Here is a 1,310-nt window from a genome sequence, read left to right as displayed (position 1 = left end):
CACTTCTGATACCTCCAGCACGCTTTACAACGCACCTTCACAGGCTTACAGAACGCTCTCCTACCACTTGCAATAAATTGCAAATCCGCAGCTTCGGTAACTGGCTTAGCCCCGTTACATCTTCCGCGCAGGACGACTCGATCAGTGAGCTATTACGCTTTCTTTAAATGATGGCTGCTTCTAAGCCAACATCCTGACTGTTTTAGCCTTCCCACTTCGTTTCCCACTTAGCCAATTTTAGGGACCTTAGCTGGCGGTCTGGGTTGTTTCCCTCTTGAGTCCGGACGTTAGCACCCGGTGCTCTGTCTCCCAAGCTGTACTCATCGGTATTCGGAGTTTGCCTTGGTTTGGTAAGTCGCCATGACCCCCTAGCCAAAACAGTGCTCTACCCCCGATGGTAATACTTGAGGCACTACCTAAATAGTTTTCGGAGAGAACCAGCTATTTCCAAGTTTGTTTAGCCTTTCACCCCTATCCACAGCTCATCCGCTAGTTTTGCAACACTAGTCGGTTCGGACCTCCAGTACCTGTTACGGCACCTTCATCCTGGCCATGGATAGATCACTTGGTTTCGGGTCTACACCCAGCGACTGATCGCCCTATTCGGACTCGATTTCTCTACGGCTTCCCTATTCGGTTAACCTTGCCACTGAATGTAAGTCGCTGACCCATTATACAAAAGGTACGCAGTCACCCCTTACGAGGCTCCTACTTTTTGTAAGCACGCGGTTTCAGGATCTATTTCACTCCCCTCCCGGGGTTCTTTTCGCCTTTCCCTCACGGTACTAGTTCACTATCGGTCAATGATGAGTATTTAGCCTTGGAGGATGGTCCCCCCATATTCAGACAGGATTTCTCGTGTCCCGCCCTACTTGTCGTTAGCTTAGTACCACACAGGTCATTTCACGTACGGGGCTATCACCCGCTATGGCCAGTCTTTCCAAACTGTTCCGTTATGTCTTGTGCTATCACTAACAGGCTCTTCCGATTTCGCTCGCCACTACTTTCGGAATCTCGGTTGATGTCTTTTCCTCGAGCTACTGAGATGTTTCAGTTCACCCGGTTCGCCTCGCATAGCTATGTATTCACTATGCGATACCTTTCGGTGGGTTTCCCCATTCGGAAATCTCCGGATCAAAGCTAATTTGCCAGCTCCCCGAAGCTTATCGCAGGCTATCACGTCCTTCGTCGCCTATCATTGCCAAGGCATCCACCACGTGCTCTTATTCACTTGACCCTATAACTTTGACGTCTCACTGGATTGCTCCGGCGAAACACAAAATCATTTCAAGGAATATGTCAGGTCTCTC

The 1,310-nt window shown here is 49.5% G+C and carries 1 rRNA gene; it reads right to left on the bottom strand.

Features of this window, described 5'->3' with window-relative positions:
- A 23S ribosomal RNA gene (locus tag BM133_RS33245) occupies positions 1-1,237 on the bottom strand; the annotation flags it as partial.
- Between the last annotated feature and the right edge of the window lie 73 nt (positions 1,238-1,310).

It is taken from the genome of Variovorax sp. 770b2, assembly GCF_900115685.1.
In the GTDB taxonomy this organism is placed as follows: Bacteria; Pseudomonadota; Gammaproteobacteria; order Burkholderiales; family Burkholderiaceae_C; genus Variovorax.
The sequence above is the reverse complement of the archived record's forward strand: the minus strand, read 5'-3'. Positions and strand labels throughout refer to the sequence as shown.